The 24,323-nt window shown below is 45.5% G+C and carries 18 protein-coding genes; 8 read left to right on the top strand and 10 right to left on the bottom strand.

The genetic code is table 11. From position 1 onward, the window contains the following. Window positions 1-47 precede the first annotated feature (47 nt). From QMG91_RS28445 to QMG91_RS28420, 6 genes are all read left to right on the top strand, one after another. Window positions 48-3,377, top strand: coding sequence for a type I polyketide synthase (locus QMG91_RS28445; protein WP_281870380.1), 3,330 nt, complete (start codon window positions 48-50; stop codon window positions 3,375-3,377). 73 nt (window positions 3,378-3,450) lie between these two features. Next, window positions 3,451-7,347, top strand: a complete 3,897-nt coding sequence (locus QMG91_RS28440; RefSeq protein ID WP_281833113.1) for an SDR family NAD(P)-dependent oxidoreductase — start codon at window positions 3,451-3,453, stop codon at window positions 7,345-7,347. A gap of 58 nt (window positions 7,348-7,405) precedes the next feature. Further along, window positions 7,406-8,170, top strand: coding sequence for a metallophosphoesterase (locus QMG91_RS28435; RefSeq protein WP_281833110.1), 765 nt, complete (start codon window positions 7,406-7,408; stop codon window positions 8,168-8,170). A 10-nt stretch (window positions 8,171-8,180) separates the two neighbouring features. Further along, on the top strand, window positions 8,181-8,774 hold the full coding sequence (locus QMG91_RS28430; RefSeq protein WP_051746566.1) for a MepB family protein: 594 nt from the start codon (window positions 8,181-8,183) through the stop codon (window positions 8,772-8,774). Between the two features lie 168 nt (window positions 8,775-8,942). Further along, on the top strand, window positions 8,943-9,908 hold the full coding sequence (locus QMG91_RS28425; protein ID WP_049545074.1) for a hypothetical protein: 966 nt from the start codon (window positions 8,943-8,945) through the stop codon (window positions 9,906-9,908). After that, on the top strand, window positions 9,905-10,624 hold the full coding sequence (locus QMG91_RS28420) for an RES domain-containing protein (RefSeq protein WP_013610241.1): 720 nt from the start codon (window positions 9,905-9,907) through the stop codon (window positions 10,622-10,624). Before QMG91_RS28425 ends, QMG91_RS28420 begins: the two co-directional genes overlap by 4 nt. A gap of 313 nt (window positions 10,625-10,937) precedes the next feature. On the opposite strand, the gene QMG91_RS28415 is transcribed toward QMG91_RS28420, so the two are convergent. Beyond that, entirely contained in the window at window positions 10,938-11,714 is a 777-nt protein-coding gene (locus QMG91_RS28415; RefSeq protein WP_281833105.1) for an endonuclease, read from the bottom strand. Between the two features lie 62 nt (window positions 11,715-11,776). Between QMG91_RS28415 and QMG91_RS28410 the strand changes: the two genes are divergently transcribed. Beyond that, window positions 11,777-12,082 carry a hypothetical protein gene (locus QMG91_RS28410; RefSeq protein ID WP_281833103.1) on the top strand — a complete coding sequence of 102 codons (306 nt, stop codon included), beginning with the start codon at window positions 11,777-11,779 and terminating at the stop codon, window positions 12,080-12,082. A 78-nt stretch (window positions 12,083-12,160) separates the two neighbouring features. Here QMG91_RS28410 and QMG91_RS28405 read toward each other — a convergent pair whose 3' ends face one another. From QMG91_RS28405 to QMG91_RS28395, 3 genes are all read right to left on the bottom strand, one after another. After that, on the bottom strand, window positions 12,161-12,661 hold the full coding sequence (locus QMG91_RS28405; protein ID WP_281833101.1) for a hypothetical protein: 501 nt from the start codon (window positions 12,659-12,661) through the stop codon (window positions 12,161-12,163). 94 nt (window positions 12,662-12,755) lie between these two features. Beyond that, window positions 12,756-12,893, bottom strand: a complete 138-nt coding sequence (locus QMG91_RS28400) for a hypothetical protein (protein ID WP_281833097.1) — start codon at window positions 12,891-12,893, stop codon at window positions 12,756-12,758. Window positions 12,894-12,943: 50 nt separating this feature from the next. Beyond that, a complete protein-coding gene (locus QMG91_RS28395) occupies window positions 12,944-13,417 on the bottom strand; it encodes a GrpB family protein (protein ID WP_281833095.1) in 474 nt (157 codons plus the stop codon). Window positions 13,418-13,878: 461 nt separating this feature from the next. Between QMG91_RS28395 and QMG91_RS28390 the strand changes: the two genes are divergently transcribed. Beyond that, window positions 13,879-15,639 (top strand): SgrR family transcriptional regulator, encoded by a 1,761-nt coding sequence (locus tag QMG91_RS28390; RefSeq protein ID WP_281870379.1) that lies wholly within the window; start codon window positions 13,879-13,881, stop codon window positions 15,637-15,639. Between the two features lie 443 nt (window positions 15,640-16,082). On the opposite strand, the gene QMG91_RS28385 is transcribed toward QMG91_RS28390, so the two are convergent. The 6 genes from QMG91_RS28385 to QMG91_RS28360 form a co-directional block, all read right to left on the bottom strand. Then, the gene (locus QMG91_RS28385; RefSeq protein ID WP_281833089.1) at window positions 16,083-17,417 is read right to left on the bottom strand and encodes a reverse transcriptase domain-containing protein; all 1,335 of its coding nucleotides are present in this window, start codon (window positions 17,415-17,417) and stop codon (window positions 16,083-16,085) included. A 15-nt stretch (window positions 17,418-17,432) separates the two neighbouring features. Beyond that, entirely contained in the window at window positions 17,433-17,984 is a 552-nt protein-coding gene (locus tag QMG91_RS28380) for an SLATT domain-containing protein (RefSeq protein WP_281833086.1), read from the bottom strand. Between the two features lie 636 nt (window positions 17,985-18,620). Further along, a complete protein-coding gene (locus QMG91_RS28375; RefSeq protein ID WP_050910051.1) occupies window positions 18,621-19,253 on the bottom strand; it encodes a Cap15 family cyclic dinucleotide receptor domain-containing protein in 633 nt (210 codons plus the stop codon). Continuing rightward, entirely contained in the window at window positions 19,253-20,152 is a 900-nt protein-coding gene (locus tag QMG91_RS28370; RefSeq protein WP_281833080.1) for a nucleotidyltransferase domain-containing protein, read from the bottom strand. Before QMG91_RS28370 ends, QMG91_RS28375 begins: the two co-directional genes overlap by 1 nt. A 60-nt stretch (window positions 20,153-20,212) precedes the next feature. Further along, window positions 20,213-21,049 carry a hypothetical protein gene (locus QMG91_RS28365; RefSeq protein ID WP_139126532.1) on the bottom strand — a complete coding sequence of 279 codons (837 nt, stop codon included), beginning with the start codon at window positions 21,047-21,049 and terminating at the stop codon, window positions 20,213-20,215. Between the two features lie 640 nt (window positions 21,050-21,689). Beyond that, window positions 21,690-24,314, bottom strand: coding sequence for a DEAD/DEAH box helicase (locus tag QMG91_RS28360; protein WP_281833076.1), 2,625 nt, complete (start codon window positions 24,312-24,314; stop codon window positions 21,690-21,692). Window positions 24,315-24,323: the final 9 nt, after the last annotated feature.

Here is a 24,323-nt window from a genome sequence, read left to right as displayed (position 1 = left end):
ATCGGGATGACACGGCGCCTCTGAAGGTAAGAGAGCACGCGACGTACGTGATCAGCGGGGGGCATGGAGCCTTAGGTCAAGTGGCGGCGGAGTACCTGATTGACCAAGGTGCGAAGCATCTGGTGCTGTTGTCCCGACGAGACATACCTGAGTCAGAATGGTCTGAGGCTCTGTTGACGCTGAAAGGTCATGCCCGGATAGAGAGTATGGTGTGTGATGTTTCTGTAGAGGAAGAAGTGTCGTCGTTGTCAGATCGTCTCTGGCAGGGTGACTGGCCAGCGGTGGCGGGAGTTATTCACACCGCAGGTGTACTCACAGACGGGACATTGAGTAACCAGAATGCAGAGAAAATAGCGCAGGCGTGTTCGGTGAAAGTAGAAGGCGCAGAGCACCTGAAGCGCTGGCTGTCGCCGAGAGACTTTATGTGGCTGTATTCATCAGCGGCGTCGGTCTTTGGGTCAATGGCCCAGGGCAGCTACGCGTTAGCGAACAGTCAGTTAGATCACCTGGCGCGCACGTGGCAGGGGCAGGGAGCAGCTATCCTGTCTATTCAGTGGGGAGCCTGGTCAAACGGCGGCATGGCGGTGCGACACGGTGCTGTCGAAAGGGCTCACGCCGCGGGTTATGGGAGCATCAGCAATGCGCTGGGGCTGAAGGTTCTCGACAGGCTGTTATCAGACAGAACGGAAGGCAGCGTGTGTGTGTGTCCACTGGAGTGGGATCGAGTGTCAATGACGGATTCACTGGTCAGTGATTGGGTAGTACGCCCTCAAACGGTCGTCAGCGATGCGCCTGTGAACGAAGCTGAGGTGGTTGTGACAGACACCTGGTCTAAAGACGGCATACGTGAGGTGGTGCGTGAAGCGGCGAAGAAGGCCATGGGCAAAGCGGTGTCGGACACGGCATCGTTAATGGCTAATGGTCTGGACTCACTCAATGCGGTGGTGCTTGCGCAGGAACTGAGTCAGTCGTTTGACTTGTCTCTGGGAGCGGTATTCGCGCTGAATCATCCGACGATTGAAGACATGGTCACAGAATTAGAGAAAGATGCACCGAAACGGAATTCTGTTTCGCTCGTCAAGCCTGTTGCTCAACTTGATGCGAACAATCACGTGACTGAAGAGCATGAACAGGAAGAGAAGGAAATGGTCGTTGCGTCTTCAACGTCTCGTTATGATGTGGCCGTTGTGAGTACCGCGTGCCGATTACCGGGAGGAATTGATTCTGCAGACGTACTTTGGGAGAAACTGGTCAACAAAACAGACTGTGTGACCACCATTCCTAGCGATAGAATGACATTCTCTCCATATTATGATCCGAATCCGGATGCGGTAGGGAAAAGCTATACCAACAAAGGAGCATTTGTAGACGGCGTTGAGTTTTTTGACAATGCGTTCTTTGGGATACCTCTTGCAGAAGCGAAAGCGATGGATCCTCAGCAGAGAATGTTGCTGGAGGTTTCCTGTGAAGCCTTCTATCAAGCTGGCTATGAAATGGAAACCTTACGTGGTCGCAGCATTGGGGTCTTCGTTGGGCAAATGAGCAACGACTGGGCTCATATGCACAAAGATGACCAGCTGACCAACCCTTACTTTGGTGCGGGATCCTCTTCCGCGATCACCTCCAATCGATTGTCGTACATATACGGGCTACGTGGACCAAGTATGACCATTGATACTGCGTGTTCTTCATCATTGGTGGCTATTGATCTTGCTGTAGAAAAGTTGGCAAATGGTTCGTGTGAGGCGGCCTTGGTTGGTGGAGTCAACCTCATGCTGAGCCACCGTTCTTTCGTCGGTTGTTGTGCCGCTAAGATGTTGTCTTATGAAGGGCGTTGTGCGTCATTCGATGAGAGCGCAGACGGTTATTGCCGGGGTGAGGGGATCGGCGCCGTGGTATTAAAGCGCCTAGAAGATGCTCAACGTGACAATGACGATATTCTCGCCGTCATTAAAGGCTCCGCAGTCAACCAAGACGGACAAAGCGCTACGTTAACAGCTCCTAATGGAAAAGCTCAGGAAGATGTTATCTCAAGCGCTTTAGAGCGTGCTGGGCTATCAGGGCGTGATTTGGATTACGTGGAATGCCACGGAACGGGTACCCCACTGGGCGACCCTATCGAGATGGGTGCGTTGAAGCACGTTACTCAAGAAGGACGTGAGAAACCTTTGGTGGTTGGAACCATTAAATCCAACATGGGTCACCTAGAAGGTGCGGCAGGTATTGCTGGGTTTATTAAAGCAGTAGAGGTTGTCAGACATCGCTATTCTCCGGGTATTGTCCATCTTCAAAATCTAAACCCAAAAATCAATTTAGACGGAAGCCAGTTAAAGGTCTCTTCTCAGGGGGCTCCATTGCCTCGTGAGAAAGTGAGAGCTGGCGTTTCTTCGTTTGGATTTGGTGGAACAAACGCCCACGTGATTCTTGAGTCCTATGGCGCACCAACGGAGTCTTCTGCAAAAACAGAGACCGAAAACGCTGTGGAATACGCCACCATGTTATTTACAGGACAAGGATCCCTGTTCTCTGGCTGTGCTCGCAGTTTGTATGAGAAAGAACCAGTATTTAAACAAGAATTTGACCGTTTCACAGACTATCTAGACACCCTAGGCGTGGCGGTTAAAGATCTGTTGCTCGTTCAAAGTGATCGTCACAATCAGATGCTGACTCAAACCAACATCCAGCAGCCTGCTCTGGTGTCATTGCAACTTGCACAACTGGCGTTGTGGCGCGCCCGAGGCGTTCATCCAGAGAAGGTTCTTGGGCACTCTGTTGGAGAGATTTCGGCTGCGGTCGCCGCAGGCATTTTGAAGACAGAGGACGCTTTGAAGCTTGCCGTGATGCGAAGTGATTTCATGTTTGACTGTGAATTCGGTGGTATGGCGGCGGTATTGGTGTCCGCTGAGAAGATCGAGTCTTTACCAGTTGATGTGGTCATTGCCGCTGAAAATGGTCCTTCTCTAACTGTGCTTGCTGGTCCTAAAGGTGCGCTACAAGCGTACCTAAGTAAGCACTTTTCAGACAATCACATCAACCTTCCCGTGTCCCATGCGTTCCATTCCCCAATGATGGAACCTGCGTCGAAGAGGCTAGCCGCAGAACTGACAAATATTGAGTTCCATCCGCGTAAAGGCAATGTCCGCATTTTTTCGACGTTAGAAGGGAGAGAAGTCAATGAAGAGTTCGCTTCTTCTCGCTATTGGCCTGAACAGATGCTGGCTTCCGTTAAGTTTCTACAAGCCACAAGCGCGCTTTTTGATACCTATGAGCCTCGCTCAAAAGTCATCGAGCTTGGAGGAGGTAACACTCTGATTGGAATGACAAAACGAATACTGCCGGACCTTGAGACTACCTGGGTGGACTCGGTAAACGCATAACGTTGGTGCCGCTCTCTTGATGGGAGCGGCATGCAGTGGCTTAGAAAAATCTTGATAAATTAAGGCTAAAACAATGAGTAAAAGTGCTCCAAATTTCAAAAAGCAAAAGCTGAACTGGGAAAAGGAAACCCCAGAGAACCAATCCAATGAAGTGCCTGTTCAGACACCAATGGTGCCGACGGACAGTCAAATTACGGTCCAGGAAGAACATTTCTATAAGCGATATACCCAACCTTGGGAGGAATCGAACCCTCAGAAGAAAGCCACTTTAGGGATCAGTCGTAATAGCATGTCTGTTCATGCACTCCCAGAAAATTGGGACGTTACCCGACTGACGGACGCCAAGCATTTGGAAAGTTGCTTAAGTGAAATATCACCTGAGCGTCTCGTCTTTGTCAGCGATGGTAGCACGGATTCCATGCTTCTTTTTTCTGAGATGTTGAAGCTAATCTCAAGTTCAGAGTGGCTATCCAAGTTACAACTGGTTGTCGTAAAAGAGAGTCACAGCATAGAAGATGCAGGCTTATCAGGTCTGTGTCGAACAGTGAAAAGTGAATTTCCGGAAATTCAACTTACTCTGATCCATTCGCCTTCTGAACATCTTAATGTGGCGCTGCAGATCAGTGAAACAATTACGGATGAAACCGAACTGGAGGTCAGTGAGGATGGCCAGGTTTTTGAGCCCGTGCTGGACCACTGCTCTTTTGGCTCGCAGGGCGACTTAAACAAAATCACACCGGAGTCATCCTATGTGATCAGTGGAGGTGCCGGTGCTTTGGGTCTAGAAACGGCGGAGTGGCTTATAAAGCAAGGCGCCGTTCAAATAGTGCTGTTAAGTCGAACAGATTACTCCAATGCGGATAAGCCTGAGAAACTCGTTGAGATCCAAAATCAGGCTGATGTCAGATGTGTATGTTGTGATGTGACAAGCCAAATGAGTCTTAAACGGGCATTGGAGTCCGAACAGCGAAACGGGCTTTTGCCAGTTGGGGGGGTATTCCATGTCGCCGGCGTTTTGACCGATGGCACTCTGGAAAATCAGACAGAAGAGCTGTATTTGCGTGCGTTCGACGTGAAAGTGCTAGGGGCAATGAATCTTGAACATGTGCTCAAGCCGAAGGACTTTTTCATTGCATACACCTCTGTTGCGGGTGTACTGGGCTCTCTAGGGCAAGCGAGCTATGCGGCGGCAAACTCTGCACTGGATGCCTTGATGAAACATTGGACTCAGAAAGACAGACAATTTGTGGCGATTCAATGGGGACCCTGGGGTGAAGGAGGGATGGCTCATCGGACGGGAGCCGTATCACGCTCAGCGATGGCGGGTTTTGAACCCATATCCCATGCTATGGGCGTCTCTGCAATCGAAACGGTTTTGCGTTCTGACATGGATGGTGCGGTCATGTTCAGCCCTATCGATTGGAACAAAGTCGCCATTTATAACTCGTTAACATCCCGACTTAATCCTTCTGCGAGCATCGCACCTGCCGCCACGGCTTCAACCTCTGGTTCTGAGCACATTCGATTGGTCGTTAGGGAGGCTGTGTGGGAATCGGTTGGAGAGCCAGTTTCTGATGATGTACCTCTTCTGGAAAATGGGTTGAATTCTCTTGGGAGTATGTCTCTTAGAAACAAAATAGCCACTGAATTAAACATTACATTGCCTTCTGCGTTTGCGTCCGAATTCCCCACCATTGACGCGATGGTGAAACACATCTCACTCAGCAATGGTGAGGAACGCGCTATTTCAGTGATCAGTGAAAGTAATGATGAACACCCCATTCTGGTCGTGGGGGCAGGTCTGGGAGGTTTAACGTTTGCCCACCAGCTTAAGAAACTCAAAGTGCCAGTTCGGATCTTTGAAAAGAATGCGAAGGCAGGTGGTGTCTGGGACACGGTGGCTAATACGGACTCCAAACTGCAAATAGATTCTCCCGCGTATGACTTTGATAACAACTACTTACCTATTGATGGCGATCGTCAATGGGGTCGATCATTTCCAAACCAGATTGACATTGTTTCCGGAGCCAATGAGCTGTCAGCGTCACTTGGGGATGAAATTCAGTTTGATACCAAAGTGCTTAGTGTATCCAAGGTGGCTGACAAGAAATACGAAGTTACCTATGTGACCAATGGCGTCAGAAATCAAGGTCTGTTCTCTGGCGTGGTGTCGATGACCGGTGGATTGCACACACCAAAAGAAACGAAACTCGCGAATGAAGAAGACTTTGGCGGTCATCTTGGTCTAGGGATCTCGAACGATACCCCGCTCTCTACTTATAAAGATGCTGATGTGGTGATTGTGGGACATGGTGCTTTTGCCCTCGAAAACATGCGGACTGCCCTCGAAAATGGCGCCAAGCACGTGACCTTATTATGCCGCCGACGAAACCTCGTTTTGTCCACGTTTTGTAACTGGATGTTGAACTCCGCCGAGGGGGTCATGCCCGTTGGTGACGTCATGGAGATAATGCGACCATTTTATGGTGCCTGTGGCGTAGATGTAGAGACTTTACCCTCGTTTGTAAGACAAGAATCCGGAGACGTACTGCTTGACCAAACGACGGTACCACCAGGATCTGATTTGTTCTTCCTAGCACAACTTGCTGGCAAGTTAACTGTGGTTGAAGGGGAGATTGCTGAGTACCGCTCAGAGTCTATTTGCACCAAAGACGGAAAAGACATCAAGGCTGACGTCATTCTTAAATGCTTTGGCTTTAAGACCGAAGACACCATCCTGACTTCTATGTTTGGGGAAGAGAAAACCATAGAAGGGTTTTGGATCAATGGGGACCCGAACTTGTTTACCTACAACGATGGCGCTCAGGTACCTCGGAAGGTGAAGTCCCTTTTGTGTTCCAGTTATCTGTTCTTTGTGCAGTGCTTCGCTAAGGCATTTGTGCATTTCAGACAAGATGAACAACACTTCAACGATGCATTAAAACGGATTACGGATGCGTCTTCTCCAAATACGATAGCCGAGCGCATCTTTATCGAGGTTTGGGATTTCATTGAGCCTGCGAAAAGAAATGTCGCGGAGCGCACCAAAGCCAGATTACCTTTTGAACGATTCCTAGTTGAAAGGGAAAGGGAGTGGAAAGAATACGCCGAGATTCTGGGGGTTTCTGAAGAAATCTATTCTGATTTGTGGCAGTTTTTAGATCCTACCATTGCCATTAAAGCCCGCAGAGAGCCCGAATACACATCTGAGTCACGCGTTGTAGATGACAAATTCGGAGAATTTTCGGTCTTCCATACCCGGAGAAAGTCCGTCCTGTTTTTGCCTGGGCAAGGTACCGATGCCCGACTTGCCCGCTCGTTGCTTGAGCGAACCGGATGGCTCGATCGCAAGGACCTAGAGTTCACAATTGTTGATGCTCCGTTTTCCTTACCGGCGTTCACCAACGAGGAACAATTGCAGCAGGTAGGGCTTGATGGACTTGTCGAGTTGGGCGTCTATGACAAGACAACACAATACAAAGAATGGCGGGCTGGATTCGAAACGTTATGGGAAGAATTTCATGGACGTGAGTTACCTGTTCACAATACGAAGGAGCGAGCGGATTGGGCATATACGTTTGGCTACTTGAAAAAACTCATTCAAGAGTTTGGACCGTTTGACGGAGTCGCCGGGTTCTGTGAAGGTGCCGCCGTGCTGACAGCAGCTCTCGCACAGGAAAAAATTGGTGCCGATCACGGTCTTGGTGACGTTAAGTTTTTCATTGCGATGTCGCCTTGGCTAGCGCCAATGCATGTTAAAGATGAACTTTTCCGTCATCGCTCATTGTCCATTCCTACCTTACAGGTGGTCGGAGACAATGATATGCCTGTGTTTATTGATGCTGCGCCGAAGTTTGCCAACACATTTACGGATATCACTCAATATCACCACAGTGGTCAGCATGTGTACCCCACTCTGACAAAACCTCTCGAGGAGCACCTTGATAACTTATTGAATCGAGTCATTTAAACCTCATCCACGGCACCATTTCTTATGGTGCCGTCTTTACTTAGAGTTATCTGAAAACATGAGAGTTTTTGCTATATCAGATTTGCACGTTGACTATCAAAGAAACTTTTCCTGGGTGGGCAATCTATCGAAGGCAGAGTTTCAAGAGGATGTTTTGCTGATTGCGGGAGACATCAGTGATGACTTGAGGTTATTGCAGGATACGATGGATATCCTGCGGTCTCGTTTTCGGGCCGTTTTCTACACCCCAGGAAATCATGACTTATGGACTGTCCCCAAACGCATAGAGTGCTCACTAGATAAGTTTTATCATGTACTCGAAATGGCGCGAAACTCCGGTTTACAAACGTCACCAGAGGTTATTGAGGGCATTCATTTTGTGCCATTGTTTAGTTGGTACGACTATACATTCGGTCGCCCAGGACAAGAACTGCGCAATAGTTGGGTCGATTACCAACGTGTTCGCTGGCCGCAAGAGTACAATGATGTGTCGATCGCTAAGTATTTTAGTGAATTAAACGAAAGATTTTTGGATATTCGTGACACTGAACGAAAAAGTAAAGTCGTATCAATGTCTCACTTTGTCCCTTCAATTAAGGTGCTTCCAACGATTATTCCTAGAAAGTTTGATTTTTTACACCCTGTTCTGGGATCAAAGATATTGGGAGAGCAAGTGGCAACACTCCGTCCTGATGTCCATGTATACGGGCACAGTCATGTCAATCAAACGACAGAAATCAATGGCGTAAGGTTTGTGAATCAAGCTTTAGGTTATCCGAATGAACATTACATCGCCCAAAAGGGACTGTTACAAATACTATAAAGGAGAAAGAATGGAACCGTCAGAATTCGTATTGGATGAGCCAGTAGCATGGCCTGAAAATCCTGCGATGGATGCTATTCCCAAGTCATTTGAAGACTTTTCCAGCCAAATATTGCCTCTTTTAGATGACAATTTAAGTGTCAGTCATGTTCTGATGGACAAAGAGAGCGAGGAATATGGTGCACTGCAATTCAATTTGGGTCAGAAAACATGTTTGTTTAGACAAGCGAAAACCACGCCCAAAAAAGTCGGGCAGTTTGTCACGATTTGGAAACGAGAGCATGAAGGGGCGGAAATCGCGCCATTTGAAGAGGAGGATGATGTGGATTTTGTTGTTGTCGCAGTCCATGATCTCCAACATCAGGGCTTCTTTATCTTCAGTAAAGACATGCTGGTGAAAAAGCGCGTGTTTACTGCAGGGCAGAAAGAAGGAAAGCGTGCGATTCGCGTTTATGCTCCCTGGGTGACGCCCACCGTAAAGCAGGCCATTAGCACACAAAAGTGGCAACTGACCCAATTCGTGTCTGCTAACAACGACACGCCGCAGCATCGACACAGAATCAATACTCTGTTTAAGCAAGAGAGAAGCATGTCGCTGTTTTGATTGTCTTTCTATACCAATGATATGAGTAAACAACCCTGTCAGGGGGCGAGCTCTTTCAGTCAACGCTGCTGAAAATCAGAGGGCGTAAAACCAGGGTGTTTGTATAAATGTAATCATAGTGCTAGTATTTACAACTATACAAACACTCCTTGTAGGGCGGTAATGGTTATGTACGATAAAGAACGCGATGAATCTGAAGACAAGGGTCTGCTGGTCAGCATGCTTCTCGATCCTAAATTGTTGCATAAGCACGGTCTCAACAGTAAAGGGGCCATCATCCATGAGCCCGGAGAGCCTGCAACTGACCCCATGGTACTGGGCGTGGCGGGTCAGGAGCGACACGCTTCAGGTGAACTGGGTCCCTATACCAGCAGCATCGATTTTTTGAGAGTCGCTTTGGCGGAGATGGACGCTTCAGGTGATGAGCTTCATGAACCACAGACTGATGATCTTCTTCAACTGTCTTCGGGCAGACTCTCTGTTACGTCGATGAATCTCTCTCGCCTAACGGGTCAGTACACCAACGTTGATTCTCACCTGAGCCGAATGAACAGGATGCTTGCGCATCATCTGCAGCAAGGTGATGTTGGATGGCTGCTTGATGAACTGGAACAAAAAGCCGGTCAGGAGTTCATGCAGTTTAAAGAGGCGATAAAACCTCATAATTCCGATCAGACACAATTCGACATTGCTCAGTCTTTGAATGACATCGAAGAGCGGATTGAAGACTATCCACTGTTGACCCCCAAACAGGCTGCAGTCCTAATGGGGGAGATGAACAGCAAAAACCCTTCTCGAGTGATCAATACTGCCAGAGAGCAGGGCAATATCCTGGTCTTCTATTTTGGTGATTCTAAGACTGCTCAGATACCTGCGTTCCAGTTCAAGCCTGGAGCCCAGGGCTTTGGCTCGTGGGAGGTAATGCCCAAACTGATCAACATCCTGAAAGGGGTGCATGATTGGGGAGTCTATTCATGGTTTACTACCGAAAATGAAGACCTGGGTTGCACGCCAGCAGACGCTATTGGCGATCCTGGTCGAACGAGTGATTTACTGTACCTAGCCGGGCTGTTTAAATCCGAAAGTACTTTGAGGGATTTGAATTATGTTCGCGCGGGTGAGGGCGAAGAATGAGCGTTACTCAGGAGGCTCCGACGCTGACCATACCGGCTGGTACCCAATTGTATCGAGCACTGAGCAAGGTGTTTTCATCTGAGGGAGAGCGAGCGTATGAGGCGCTTGATCCGAACCCTTATCTCGAACTTGAATGGTTGAGTGATATCCGAGCTTTGTACGAAGATGGCGTTGCGGTTGCTGGGCGATTTGCGCCGTTTCGAGACCAGAGCGGGTCTCCGGTTCCTGCGCTCTATCTGGCTCCCATGAAAGAGACCGCCTACTATGAGTTCGTGCTGCGTCCGGTCGGTAACTCAGCCATAAAAGCTTTATCCAAAAACGAATTTGTGGCACTGGAAGTGGCAACCGTTGTGTTTGAAGACGCATTGACCTTAGCCGACTGCCGGGAAAACTATTTGTTGGGAGGAGAGGATGAATTCTGGGACAAAAGCCATGATGAGCTGTTTCAGGCGAGTCAATTAAAGAGTCTTGATGCTGCCAGAACGCTTGCAAAAAGCATTTACGACCAATACCCCGACATCGATGGTTTGGTATGGCATTCCGTTCAGCATGGTCGGGTTGTGCCCGTTTATGTGATTTTCGGACCTAAAAGACGCGGAAGTATTGTCAGAACGATTGAAGCCTTGGATGACATTCCGACATGGAAACCATACCTGAGAGCGGAAGTCAGGGAAAAACGATTGGTTGTGAGCGCCGATCTTGCAGCTATCCTGTAAGTCACTTCCTTATTAAAAGACGCCCCTGCTCTGCAGGGGGATCGTGATAAAAGTGGTTGCATTGACTTCATTTCCTAAGCCCTCATTCACTGGAAATAAAACCCGCTCAATCCCTTCGGTAATTTGGTGACCGATTGTTTTACTTCAGGTCATGGTCCATTTGAGCTCACTTACTCCACACCGCCAGCTACCTTTTCCGAACGTTGAAAAGAGAGAAAGTCGTCCAACAATCATATGATCGATCAACGAATGTTGAGTGCTGTACCCAGATGAAAGCTCATGCTTATCTTCCTAAAAAATGGCTTCATAGAGGTCATTCCCATGTACAGGCTCCACTGGGGTCTGGGGTGATCTCCTCTACAAAAGGATTTGAATTGCCCTGCTTTTCTTTAATGAGGGCGTTCCTCATACTCTCCCAGGGACTGACCGGATCGGCTTCACTCCAGCGTTGAAACATGAGCCGCTGCTCATCGCTGATGTTGACGCCATGTGACATCTCCATATAGAACCATACTCGTGCGACGTCACCTTTCTTACACGTCGGTGGTTCGAAAACTTCACCAGCGTCCTTGGCGTTACATCGTTCACCGAACCCCTCGTAGGCGTCTTCCTCAGAGACCTCTCCGTATAGATTGTCTCTGCGGTACTGGTTTAACTGAGCTGCAGACGGCGCAAGATTGTGCAGGTCGAACATCATAGCCTTGCCACTCAGGCTGATGCTTTCACAACATTTGCGTCCTGAAGACACTGAAGCACACTGTGGAAAAAGTGCCTTGTTTGTCCAGCAACTGAATGAACCTACAGGCATGAGCGCAGCTGGCACGATGTGTTCCCACTGAATTTCATCGCGGTATTTTTTCCATTTTGATACACCCGCCAGACCGCACTTAACCCCGTCAATGTCGCCGGAGCCATCACTGTCATTGTCCGAATGGTATGAGCAACCGCAATAGAGTGTGGTTCGCTGTTGGTTGTAGATGGCATCGTCTGCCATGTTTTTCGCGGCAGTCCATGTCTCTGGAATGGCAGCGTGCGCAATGCCAAATGCCAATACCGAGAGACAGAGCCATGAGTATGTTATGCCATTCACAAAGGATCCTTCTGGGTCTGAAAAGACGGCGCCCTTAAGAAGGACCGAGGACTCAGAAAGGCATGAAACCTTGGCTATTAAGGCGCGTAGTTTGCTGCCCCAAATCGTTGCCAGACCATGGCGACTTTCTGGGGAAACGTATTATCTGGCAACGATACGATGCCACAAAACGTATTCAATGTATAAATGAAGGTTGGATGACAGCAGTGGTTTTCGACCTTGTCGATGTTAAGCAGGGCGATCAAAATCGTATTGCTGACGGCATTGCGATGAGCGATGCAATGCGACGGTTAAAAAGGGGTCCTTTGGGTTTGAATGTCTTCTTCGCTTGCGGCTTTCTGATGCCCTTATCTCACTCCGTTAGGTGAGATAAGGAGGGCTTGATGAGTGTGAACGGCTCATCTCAGATAACGTGTTGTTTCCAACGTTTGGATGCCAGAGCTTGGTCACTCAGTGGGACCTTTTATCAGCTCGATCACCGTCAGCCCATTAAAAGGTTGGTCAAAAGGGGCAGTTGTTGACAGCTTTTTCAGTGTATTGAAATCAAGTTGACTCAACCTATTCTTTAAGTCGTCGTCTCGATACAGGCGTTTTAGTCTGAGCCAGTCATCCAGTACTTTTTTGTCTCCACCATCGGCAACATAAGCGATCAGAGCGGTGTTGTATACGCCTTCTTCTGCCGCCACGCAGCGTTGAAATGCCATGTTACTGAGCACATAAACGGCAGTGCCAACGAGGTCTTTGTCCAGACTGAACAGCCATTCGTTATGCACTTCGTCTGCAGTGAAACGCTCTTTTCTCTGCTCTCTGCACTGGCCGTATTTGACGTCTAATGCCTCGTAGGCTGACTCTAAGTCTTGTTCTAAGCTTTCCTCCATTGTTAGGGAAGACGCTGAACTTGCAAAATGCAGCACAAACAGAGACCAAAACAGTAACTTAAAAGACATAGTAAATACCGCTCCTAGAATTTTTCTCTTTACTCACAGACACATCGCCAGTCAGGGGCGCGACATACTCTAATCTTGCGCTCGATATTGCCAGTCAAAGGGCGCTCATCTTCAACTCTTTGATGATTTCGCTGCGCGCTTTGAGGGCATTAATGCCTTCTGCACCATTTTCTCTGTTGCGATGCTGTCTTTCACCTATTTTCGTCATTGTACGTTGAGCTACAAAATGCATGTTGTCACATAGGTTGGATTAGGGACCACGATCACTCATAAGGCGTGGCTTTATGGCATGGATAGTACTCGTTCAATAAAAGCCGATTTCTTTGCTCGATATACTTTCTGAGACTCGCCCTCACAGGACACTTTCAGTTCATTGTATTGCTTAACCAAAGACACATCTGAACGCAGTCTGTCGCGAAAATGCAAAAAGAACTCAAATGCTGAGCCTTTCGCGACGACTTGAATGGCCACATCCTCTTTTGCCGTGGTTTCCAACATGCAAAGTTCACTGGTCCTCAATGTGTCGGCTTTCTCCTGAAATCCGAGTGAACTCAGTATTTCGACGGCTTTCTCCAGTCTTTGGGGCTCTACTCCGACGAAGATGTCCAGGTCTCCTTTCGATATGGTTCCAGGAATGGAGGAAGCGCCAACGTGTTCAATGACGGCGTCTGGGAGTCGTTCCTGTATCTTAGGTTTGTACTGGAGGAATAATGATTCACAATTTCCCTGATAGGTTTCTGCCTGATAAAACTTCATGAACTCTCCGAGCATTTCTCGTTTTCGATTTACAGTCTCCTGTCAGTTTATCGTCTGGACTTATCAATACAAACCTGAACCACCACCGCTTAATCATATGAGCTCAGGCAGGCGAATCGAGACTTCTCCCTGCTCCCACGTATAACCAGCCCGTCGAGTGAGAATCTCAGCAACGGTTTGGGTTTGTCATCGGTGAAAACTCTTCGTGGTTCTCACTGGCTTGACCCCATTTCGATGCCACCGTGGAATGACGCTGAAGGTTGGTCATTCAGACCTCAGATCCTGTTTTCATCAAGGTCAGTGCCAAAACAACGCACCATGTTCAGGTTGACAGCCGCCGCATTCTCAGGCTTCACTAAAACGCGCCAACGTCTATTATAAAAACTACGAACACCTAAGAATCATCAGGCAGGTTGGGTTCAAACCTCAGTATCCATCAACTGCCAAAAAGTATTCATGACATGTTAAACAAATCAAGTTCATCTTTTATTAACCAGATTCATCTGCAGCGTCTAAAACAGCTTTGCGCTCTGTATCCGATAAAGACACCGTGCTCCGTTGATGTTCAGACTCTGGCGCAGCAGTTGGTTTGTTCCGATCGCAACGTGGCTAAGCTGGTCAAAACTCTGGCTTCCCTCGGGTGGCTCACATGGCAGCCAGGGCGGGGCAGGGGCAACAAATCCACACTCGAAATTCAAATCAGTTTTGATTCGGCCTTGTTGGGGATGTTAGAAATGCACTGTCGAAAAGGACAGCTGACGGAAGCGTCACGATACGCTGAGCAATTTGGCTATTCCAGTACCTTTCGTAAACACTTACCTCAATGGTTGTACGATGCCCAGGAAGCACTCATTGAGAAAAACCACTTGGTTATGCTGGTGCCTTATACCTTGCCAGAGCTGCATCCGTTACATGCCATCCGACCCGTTTCCCGACCTCATATCGAAGGATTGTTCGACACTTTGGTCCGCTATGACAAAGAATCCGATCGCGTCATGCCTAATCTGGCGCATCATTTTGAGTTTCGTGGTAACGAATTGTGGCTCAGACTGCGCCCTGATGTGCATTTTCATAACGGAGAGAAGCTGTCTCCCGATCATGTGGTTCAGTGTGTGCAAGCCTTAATGGAGCGACCTCACCCGAAGCAAATTCTGTATCGTCACGTGCAGTCCGTCCATTCGCAAGGCGGGTGGGTTGTGGTGAAGATGACCTTCGCCTACCCCATGATCCTCAGAATGCTGGCAGACACTCATGCCTCAATATATCTTGAGCCTGATGGCAGCCCATTCCCAATCGGCACCGGACCGCTTCAACTTGATGTCGACCCTCACATTCACGAGGCGGAGCAAAGTGCGGCTTCTGAGCAAGCTGAAGGTCCCAAATATTCACCTTGTTATCCCAATACCCACTGGTATTTAGTAAGGAACCCTAATTATTTTGGGGTGGGGGCTCTTATCGACACGATAGAGTTCTGGACCATTCAAACTGCTTCCGATGCCGTTGATGCTCACATCGTTCATCACGGTTATTCCAGGACCGTGCCCGCCGCTTCAGTGAATGAGCAGCTCTCAATGGGGTGTGAAGTTATGGAGTTTCTTTACAAGGATGACATATTGCCCATCGATGAAAGAGCCTGGTTGGTGCACCATGCTCGGGACTATTGCCTTCAACATGATTCGGCGCAGACACCTGTTGCGAATTGCGTGTCGGGGTTGCATCAGAACAAAGGCATGTATCTGTATAGTCACACCAGAACGAAGCCGCATCGTCCTGTGCGTGTGTGGTGTGCCGATCTTGAGAGGTCGCATTATCTCTCCCTCATTGCACACTGGCGAGAGTGTGGTCTGGAGATAGACATGCTTTCTCATGAAGACAGTGATTTTGCTGATGTCGCTATCGGGATCTACGCTGCGCAGGATGACTACGCGTTAAATTACTATAAGTGGATCTTATGTAGCGATGCTTTTGACGCATGTTTGTCGCCTGAGCAGCAAGCCACGTTAGTGGGCATTGTTGACCAGCTGTTGCGATCCGTTTCCGAGGTTCGTGAGTTCACTGACCAGCTTCATCGCTGTGAAGACTGGCTGATACAACAGGGCGTGTTTGCACCACTTTGGCGCTGCTCCACCGCCTACAACATTTCAGATTCGATTCAGGGTACCGAAACTGACAGTATGGGGCTGATGTCATTGAAGAAGCTTTGGTTTGATGAACACGCATGATCCTGTTTCTGTTGAGAGAAAATTGCGCCTAAGTCAGTCTAATAGAGAGGGAGCTTGGGCGGGTTTCGTCCTGTCTTTTTAGAAAAGCGGAACTGCAGTTTTCTAACTGGTCATTATTACTTCTTGAAAATCACTGGATACTTGTTTTGTTTGATTACGAAAGGAGTATCTGATGTTTCCACATGACTACACACTTTACTCGCAGAACGCGAAGGAGTATTTAATCAACCCGGAGCAAAAGTTTTATGTAAAAGCTCAATGCTCTAGCTCTTCTTCTGCATGGTCGGTATTTGCTGCAGGGTTATTATTGGGTTGCCTTTCAGGTATTTTCTTTTTTTAGTTTCGGCTAAGTACTACTTTACTGCAAAAGGATATTTTCATTGGATATGTCTTAGTTGAACAATGAGGTGGATGTAAAAATTTTTTTCGCCCCCTAAATTTACTTATGAGAAGCTTGAAATGTCCGTTTCCATTGACTTAACTTCTCTAGTTACGATGGACCAAAATCGATCCTTAATGTCATTGTCTGAAAACTTCAGTTTATAGACTGGAATTCCCATATCATGAGAAACTACTTCTTTCATACTTTTGATTTTGTATGAATCAAAGTTTGGAAAGTAGTTACTCTTCCATTTGTGATGCTTGACTTCATGTATTGCTCTAGTTAGCTTTTTAACGTTCCTATAATCCACACGATTTCTAACGCAAAGATGCTTTATCATGTTGTCGAGTTCAAAAAGCATTTTCATATCGTCAATTTCAGAAAAAAAGAATAACCATCCCTTACATTTATTGCTTGCTATACATCCTGTTATTCTCAAATTTAGTTTCCAGAATAGAAGTGCTTTTGAGCGGTGTTTACCCGCATTTGCATAAGAGGTAAAAAGAGCGGCTATGGAATCTTGAAATCGCTTTTTACTAGCTTCTCTTACTGAAACTGACACTTCGCCTTTATGTTTTGTTGGGTTATATACATATCCCAGATAAGAGAACTCTTGATCTATAGGAGTTATCGTTGTTTTGTCCGAGTTTTGTTCTAGATCGTGAACATTCAAGCCTATCTTTGTAGCCTCTAGAACAAAATCTTTATAGAATTTTTGAGCATCTTTTTCTTTGCAAAAAATGAGGACATCATCGACGTATCTTTTGTAGAAGATGTCAGCTTTTTTCAGTTTCTTGTCTACCTCCATCATATAAATTTCAGCAAGTACATTTGAGATTGATAAGCCTTGTGGTACACCGATTATATTACTTTGATTCTTCTTGAACCCTGTAGATATGGCAGCATGAACTAACTTTATTGCATCACTTTCAGCACCTAGTTTTGCTAGTTGTTCCAAAAGACTTTGATGATTAATAGTAGGGTAGAAGTCTTTTATGTCTATCTTTATTACAGTTTCGTAAAGTCCAGAATCAAGAGCTTGTTTTACTTCTCTAGTTGCTTGCTGAGGTACCTGAACACTTAACTTTTGCCCAAAGTTTTTCTGTAGATAATTATTGAGGGCTTTTAGAGTAATTCGATCTCGTAGGGTGGGGATCGCAATTTGTCTGGGATGTTTTTTGGCCCCTTTAGATATCAATTTTTCTTTGTATCTAGTGAAATTATAATTACCAAAATAAACTTTAATGACAATGGTATGGAGTTCTTGGCTTTGTACCTTGGAGAAATGCTTTGGTTGAATACAGTCGACACCGGTAACTTTTGACTGAGCAAAGTGTGTTAAGTAAATGTCTCTTAGGTTTTCTGAGGTAAAGGTGTCGGATATCGAAGGAGTCATCAATTAGTCACGTCTTTAAAAAATAGAAAAATAGATTAGCAGTACAGGGGCTAACATTATTGCTGCGATGATGATGGCTTTTACAATACGCAGCCCAAAATATAAGACTAAGTCCAGTTTAGTCGCGACTATCGTCAGTTCACTTTTATTTTTGGTATTCAGATAAGCTTCTACTTTTGAGTTGATGAAGTCAGACCAAAAATGGTTCTCGCAGGAATCAAGGATCCGTGTGTACCTTGCTTCATCGTCTTCAGATAAAGATTCTTTGTGTTTAACTTTTGAATACAATGCGTGTAGCTGGATATAGCCACTTTTTATTTTTGTGGCTCTATCACTATAACGTCCTAATGAGGATAAAAGAGAAGCACAAAAAACAAATACAGAAAAGCAGATAAAAAGCTTTGAGGTGAGATCCGGTTGCTTCGCCCCGAGCACTAGCACTGAAGCAAAAACGCCACATAGTGAATACCAAAAAAGAGCTAGGTTTGACCATGTAGCCATGCTCTTTAATCTTTTTTCGGCATTAATCCAGTTTTTTCGTGTCCACCAAATGTTATCTTTATTCATAGGTACTCCGAATAAATGCCCTGCGGGAATACTTTAAGACCGTTAACGCCCTTAAAAAGAGCTACTTCACAAAGGAAGTAAGCGATAATTCGCTTCATGATTAGAATCACCTCCTTTGGAGGCTTGTAAACATACACACCGACAGGGCGGCAGCAATGGTAGCACTTCACTTTGTTGCATACAATTGTTTAGAATGACACCTGAAAAGTTTTTGATCGTTATATTAAGATGTTAGGGGCGTTTCCTTAATACAGCGATGAGGACAATTGATTGTATACCAGCCAAAACACATTCAAACTTCTATACCCAGTTTTGTAAGTTACGTCTGTAGTTGAGAAGCCCTCTTCAAATAACCGAGTAACATCCTTTCGGATAAGTTTCAATCGTGGAAATGCACGCTTCTAGATTTTGAAGATCATTTAATCTAACGCCTATTGGGGCAAAGGTGTGTTTGCGGTGATTGGCTCTGGAACACCTTTGGACAGGAATCAGTTAGACCTTATGCTCTAAAGCGTCAACTTCGGATAACTTCAGATTAGGAAAATGAAGCAGACGACTTTGTTGTCCGAGAGCCTTGGAAGCAGACACAGCCAAAAGAACGCTATTGCCAGTTGACCGGATAATAGCTCATATCTGTTAGTTGCCGATTTCACGCTCTGCTTGCTCGTATGTGCTATATAATTTTTCCACACGACCAACTAATTTCATTCCACCTTTGGTTGCTCTATCTGTCCAATAATGTCCTTCTAGTTCTTCGACTGGAGAACCATGAATTTCTAGGGCGAAAGAGCCATGATGCATTTCACTTCTTACACCTTGTAATTCAATTTTGGGTTCATTTCGATAAACGCCAACTAGCTTGAACAGATCTTCATCTTCTTGCTGCTCTATACTGTGAGCCACCAACACGGATCTAGATTCCTTTGTCATCAACCTCAAACTAAGAGATGTTAACGATTGCCTGATGACTGCATATCCATAGATTGGCGCAACACTTTCACCAGTATTAGGATCTATCCAGCTACTTTTCAGCTCAACTTTCCACGTCCCCCTCAAGTCCGGTCTTTTAACATACCAACCTTTAAATATTTTCCATGACCACATGTATTTGTTAAACAAGGTTACAAACAGAGTTATTACACCAACTACTGTACCAAATGGCTTTACAAAGTCCGCACTGAGTACAGGCATACCTTGAACCCAGAGAGCAAGTAACCAAACCGCGATCGTGAGACAAATAAATGATGAAATATGAAGTCTAGTTAGCATTACTCGTAACCTATGTAGTCCCATGCATCGCTTAAGAACTGATGCGCTCCCTGCCTCGTCCAAGGCTGTGTGCCTCGAAATAAGTACTTAAGCTCACTAACTTCACCCCATTCAGAACATTTTTCATCATTAATTGTATTGTTAAAAGTTTCAGCAAGAACTGCACGAACCATTTGGTTATATGTTGAATAGTTGAAGCAGGAGTTTGAAGCATTAAAAACTAAGCATTCGATCAAAAAGCTGGGAGCGTCTTTGGCTGACTTGATACCATTCTCGGCCATTTCATTGGATAGCGTTTTAAGAATCCGAACAACGCGCTTGTATCTTCTGGATGTAGCGTCGTTCTTTGATACGCCATTAGCATAATGTTGCTCTGGCCAATTTCGTACGATAAATGGTTTGCCATCATCAGGCCGCATTTCTACGCCTGATAAGTACCTAGTGGTAGACATATACCTTCTATGTTCAAAGAACGCTGCTACGTCTGACTCTACCCGATAAGTGTTTTCCTTAATGTCGAAAGACTTACTACCTCTAGATACGGAAGCTCTACCAAATCGAGCAACTAGAGCTTCTTCAAGCTCATTTTTAAAAGTCAAATAAGTGTAAGTGCCATCGCTAAAGCTTTTATTCAACTCTGCTTTGACGTTATCGTCAGGATATTCTGGGAAAAAGGCATCATAACAAATGACACCGATATCAACGTCACTATCTTTTCTTACATTTACCCGATTTCTGTAAGAACCTTGAGTAATTACTTTTATATTTCGACTTTGAAGCTTAGAGCTATTTTGAATTGCCTGCCTGATTTGGCGTTCTGCGTTTTCAGCTCGATCCTGCTCAGTTTTACTTGGCCCTTGCGCCCATCTTGAAAAAATTGACTCCCAATCTCTACTCATTCTTGTTCCTTTAGTGAAGCATTTTAGCAACTAATGCTTGGTTCAGGTGCGCCGTAGGCGTCACCTGGAACCACTTGTTAAATTCCAGCCATCTGGACCAGGCATTGACATACCTACATTTATGCCCGGAAGAAAACCGCCAATCAATCCAACTTCTGTAAATAGGTCAAACCCAACGATACTTGCTCCAACTCCCTCTGAGGGCGATATAAAATACATCCTTGTATCAATGGAAGAAGAAATACAAAATTGTAGATAGCCACCAATAGTAGCTGCATGCTCATCGCGAAGGATATTTGTAAGCGTGATAAAAGGTGCTCTCCACCAGTTTAAGCTGTTTACTTCAAACTGGGATTTCTTCTCTTCGATTAGATCAGATATTTCTTGTTTTCTATCACCAATGATCAAGAACGAACCATTTGATATATTTGCTTCTTCTATATTTAGCTCGGTCGGGTTTGTTGGTGAGTTTGATAGTTTGTATGCTTTAAGTGATGATGATTGTTTGCAATATCCAAATATTGAAAATTCACACCTAGCATTTGCTGGGTATGATTGCCCCAAGCTCATGATGTAACGCTCCCCAATCCTTTTTGCTAGTTCAGAAATTTGCAACAAGGTTGGTATGCGCTGTTCAAAGGGGTAGTCAGGTGCATCTGTGAAAGAAACTTCATTGAGATTACCAAGAAAGGCACTCAACATCTCTTTGACATTAGTACCGATCAGTGTGCTACCAGAAAATCCAAAACCTAAGCTTAACAACCTGATTGGTCTAACTTTAAAATAATCATCCTTTCTAAATGCATTTACATCGATTTTAAATAACTTAGGGCAGTTGTCCGTCATGACGCTGCCATTACTGCCAGTAACTCGAGAATCACTTACAGCCCAAATCACATCGGACTCTTCTTGGTTTCTCCAACAAATTATTGAAGTGATGATGAACTCCTTTGGAATTTAACAATTGACTCGCTCCCAAACAGGGGCTTCAAACACTCCATTTGGTTTTTCATATATCTAATGAAAACTGAGCCATAACGTAACCCAGTGTTTTTGCTAGGATATCATGTAATACTTCAAATGCGAGAATGAGAAATACGACAATAAATGGTATTTCTACGCAGCTCACGATTGGCATTAGGAAATCTATGGAAAGCTCTCGGTGTGGGAGTGAGTGGATTTACTTTCGCCAACAAGAAAAGGGGCTCTTTTAAGTTACGAAATGCCAACTGTGAAGGTTCTGGACAGAAGTCATTTTCGCGCTTCGATCAAACTAAGCGAGTTTGCATTAGAACTTGTATGGAAAAGGCGTTTTTAAGGCGGGTAATTGATGCTTAAAAGGGAATGGAGGTGTTGAGGTATGGATACTAATGAACTTACAGGTAAAGGCTTTAATCTCTACCTGTAAGGCTAAAAGCTTCTTTTTCATGTAATCTGGCATTAGTCCGTCTATCTTCCTCTATAGTTACATCAATACAGAGAGATAAAGAGTACCGCTAGCTGGAGGTATCAAATGATAAAACCTTTAGCCTTAACTTCAGTCAAACTTAGCGGGGTATGGGTCAGCCACTCCACTGCCTTCTCCCAACTCCGGTTGTTTTAAATAACGCTTCCAATGCTGCGCCTTTCCCGTGCCTACCTTAGAGTCGTTGCTGTCTAGCAAACACTTGTCGAGTTTACTTTCTGCTCGAATCTTGCGTTCTAAGAAAGAAGCAAGTTGATCTTCATCAAACGAGTGCTCTAAATAAGGAAAGCTAATTTTTAACTCGCCTTGTTGACCGTTTTGATATTGGCGATTTACCTTGCTGAAAAGCCGATCTAATCGACCAACGCGTTGCTCGTGATCGCCAGGGTTACCTGCTATGCCATAGTGATAAATGTGATTACACTGCAAATGTAGGTTCACCCCCTCCTGAAAGACAGAAGTAGCCACTAAAACATTTGGGTAGAATGGTGAATTAAAGCTCAACTGTAGGCTATCTCTGTTCGAGGTTTCACCACTGGCAAAAGCCGCTGGGGATGTGTGTCCTTTAAGTACTCTCCAGTCGTTTACGTACCCTTCTAACTCCACACGAGCGATCTTTTTACAGACGTCTTCAAATGTTTCCAATGCTGCTTTGAAATACCATAGCAGCATCGAGTCTGGTAACTTCTTTTTCGAATATTGGATGAAGTCTAAATAACGACCTAGTGCACTCCCTCCACTATGGTGTAGGCTGCTGTCGTTATCGAATTTATAGAACCAGCAAAACAATTCCACCATAACCGGGCTTGCAAACAAGACTCCTGCTTTGAAGTAGTTTGCAAAGTTCTCTTTCATTGCCGAACTCCAACGTCTCACTTTGTCCTTATCTTGCTTAGTTAACTGTGCAACTAAATGCTTCCAGATTGTTGGCAATGACTCTTCAACTTGCGCTTCTTTGTTAGGTGCGATTTTGTCTAGGCGATGGCGTTGAGTACGCTCATACAGGGCAGCCGTTGAATATATAGCTCGCTTGCGATCACCTGCTTGCTGTTCAAAGTGATAGTAGTAATCCTGATCTATATAGTCTAGCGCTGGCTCGAGAAACATAGAGAAGATGCTTTCGGGTTTTCTAAAGCGCAGACTCACATTAGTGCATTCTGTGTTGCGTGTTTCTTCAATTTCATTCGGGTCACGTTTTTTGACCACAAATAATTCAGTAATGCGCGAGCGCAGATGGTTATCATCGCTGCTAGGTTCACTATTCTCTTCATCGTCCTCAATTTCCAGTTCTTGAGACTCTTCCGTTTTTTGCAGGTAACGATTAAGCCAAGCCCGACACCAGTGACTTTGCTTCCATTTTTCTTGGTCAATCGAATTTAGCTCAAGTGCTTGCGAAATCTGAGCTCCTAGAACGTTATCATAGCGGACATTCACACGCTTTGTGAGCTCTCGAACTGAAGGAATTCGGCGCACAAAGACAAGACGTTTGATGTCATCGAGCTTATCTTGTTCAAGCATGTTTGGAACAAATTGATCCACCAACGCTTTATATTTGGGGTGCTCTGGAAACTGATTAAAACACTGGTAGTATTCTTGGCTTAGGTCGTGCAGTAACTTAGTATCAGGAGCTTTGCTGAATGCATCTTTTCCATACTCAGTATCTTGTTGCTGACTATAGACTTGAGTCACTTGAAGATCTTGCTCACCAAAAGATTCAAAGCCCTCAAGATAACCATAAAGAAACTGGCGATTAGAAGCCTTAGCTTGGAACTGTTTCACTAATTGGCGTTGATAAAGACCAAAAAATAGTTCCGCATCTTGATTTTCGGCAAATGAGACTGCATGCGCGAGTTCTTTACGGTAGTGCTGCTTTGCATAGTGAGCGTCATCAACACCTTGTAAAAGGCGTAAGCGTCTTAAACCATACTTAGTGAGTAACTTTGATGCATCAAAAAAGCTTTGGGTATGATTGTCTTGCAATTCGCTTTCTGGAACAAAATAACGGAGGATATTCTCCACATCATGGACCGATGAGTGTGTGGGCGTTGCCGTCATCAGCAATACTCGCTTTGCTAGTGGCTTCACGTCTTCTTTCTCGCCAAAAAAGGCTTTTGCCGCAGCCACTTTTTGTGAACCACCGTCTCGCGTCCGTAAGTAGTGAGCTTCATCAATCACTAATAGATCGAATCCTTGTTGATCTAGATAAACCATTACTCGTTCTTTAAGCATGCTTGCTTGATTACGTGCAAGACCTGCTTTATCGTCACCTTCAGAGTTTATAGTTAGGGTACTCAGTGCATGAATAGTGGTGAAATAAACATGATGTTCATGGTCTCCTACTCGCGATACCATCGCTTCAAGTTTTGATTCAGGCTTAGCCAGCACAAGAGGTGTCGTGGAGTCTCCATGCCAATGGTCTCGTTCGAAAGCCCCAAACTCACCTTTCCATTGTTTACAGATGTTTTTATTTGGTGCGATTACCAGTACTTTTGCATCCGATTTAATTTGCTGTAGTAAGCGAATAATGCCTATAGCTTGAAAGGTTTTACCCATACCGACTTCGTCAGCCAATATCGCAACGCGTTGTTGTTGCAACAATCGACAAAGATACGCGACTCCTTCCGCTTGTTTTGCTGCCATAGAGCCGTTTTGATCAACTTGATAACGCCAATTCATGTCACCCTCAACAAAACTCATCTGTTGTGA

The sequence above is a fragment of the Vibrio nigripulchritudo genome (assembly GCF_027924785.1).
GTDB lineage: Bacteria > Pseudomonadota > Gammaproteobacteria > Enterobacterales > Vibrionaceae > Vibrio > Vibrio nigripulchritudo.
Note: the sequence above shows the minus strand (reverse complement) of the source record. Positions and strands in the feature narration are given on the sequence as shown.